Origin of the sequence: uncultured Campylobacter sp., from assembly GCF_938045775.1 — a bacterium.
Lineage (GTDB): Bacteria > Campylobacterota > Campylobacteria > Campylobacterales > Campylobacteraceae > Campylobacter_B.
In genome coordinates this window covers 1-1331 of sequence record NZ_CALIBH010000121.1, presented here as the reverse complement: position 1 = coordinate 1331, position 1331 = coordinate 1, and the positions used below count along the sequence as shown (strand labels likewise).

Genomic DNA, 1331 nt, shown 5'->3' with positions numbered 1-1331 from the left:
TTCGATCATTCGGTGAAAATTTAAAGAATTTCGAGCATATAAAATACGCAGAGGTGGGCTTGCCTTAGTATTTCTCGCCGGGCGGTTTGAAATTTCAGACGGGTTTGGGCGTGGCGCATAAATTTGCGCCAAAATTTAACGAAAATCGGTGCGATCTGCCCGATAAATTCAGGAAAGGATAGTTATGATTTTAGCTTCAAACTACGATGAAATCGACTTTGACGCGCTTTATAAGGCGCAAAAGGCAAAAAGCTCATTCGGCAAAAAACTGGCAGAGCATTGGGATAAAAAAGCTCCAAGCTTCAACGAAGGCGTGATGAAAAGCACCTATGCGCAAGAATTTATAGACAAGGTCGATTTTACGGGCGCTTCTACGTTGCTTGATTTCGCATGCGGCGCGGGCGCGTTAAGCGTGCTGGCGGCGGAAAAGGTAGATAAAATTTACGGCTACGATTTTTCGCCCAAAATGCTGGAATTCGCCCGCGAGAATGCTCAAATTTACGGCGAGAAAAATATAAAATTTGCACAAAAAGCTTTCGAAGACGACTGGTCGGACATGCCCGCGTGCGATATCGTCTTTGCCTCGCGCTGCCTTGAGGTGGACGATCTAAAAACCGCGCTTAAAAAGCTTCTTTCAAAGACCAAAAAGGCGCTTTACATCACGTTTAAAGTGGGCGGCAGCTTCGTGGATGATGGAATTTTGGACGCGATAGGGCGCGACGTGCAAAAGAGGCCCGACTTCGTCTATCTCATCAATATTTTATTTCAAATGGGCTATCTGCCAAGCCTCAGCTATATTAAAGCCTGGTGTCACAGCGGCGCACCGAGCAGCGCGGAGGAGTTTGTGCAAAAGACACGCCGGATGCTAGACGGCGAGCTAAGCGACACGGAGGAGGCGCGGCTGGCGGAGTATTTTAACAGCGGCAAATACAAACCAGAACGCGATTTTATGCACTGGGCGTTCGTGCGGGTGAATGTGTAGAATTTGCGGCGAAAAAGCCGCCTTACTCCGTCCTTACTTCATTATCGCATCCGCCTGTGGCATAAACGTAATAAATCTATAAATTTTACCTTCGCCTAGCCGATCCTCCTTGCGACACAACCCATGAATGCTCAAAATTTACTCTTAAATTTCAGATTAAGCCCATTTGATCCGCACACAAAGATCTGCAGGCACAAATTTTTATATATTTAAAACCGCGATAATAATACGACTGGCTTTAAAGCTAGTTTGGATAAAGCCCCCCGACGATCGCACTTCGCTCTTTAGGATCCTTACTGCGTTAGCTTGCATTTCAGCGCCTCTTGTAAAAGCGCATTGGCTACTACTC

At 46.4% G+C, this 1331-nt stretch carries 1 protein-coding gene; it reads left to right on the top strand.

Going from position 1 to position 1331, the window contains the following annotated elements:
- The first annotated feature begins 184 nt into the window (after nt 1-184).
- Nucleotides 185-982: a class I SAM-dependent methyltransferase gene (locus tag Q0238_RS04630; RefSeq protein WP_297943343.1), complete on the top strand. Its 798-nt coding sequence runs from the start codon at nt 185-187 to the stop codon at nt 980-982.
- Nucleotides 983-1331: the final 349 nt, after the last annotated feature.

What these genes read in the sequence shown, in the direction of transcription:
- Q0238_RS04630 (WP_297943343.1), top strand. Translation starts at nt 185, where the DNA reads ATGATTTTAGCTTCAAACTACGATGAAATCGACTTTGACGCGCTTTAT.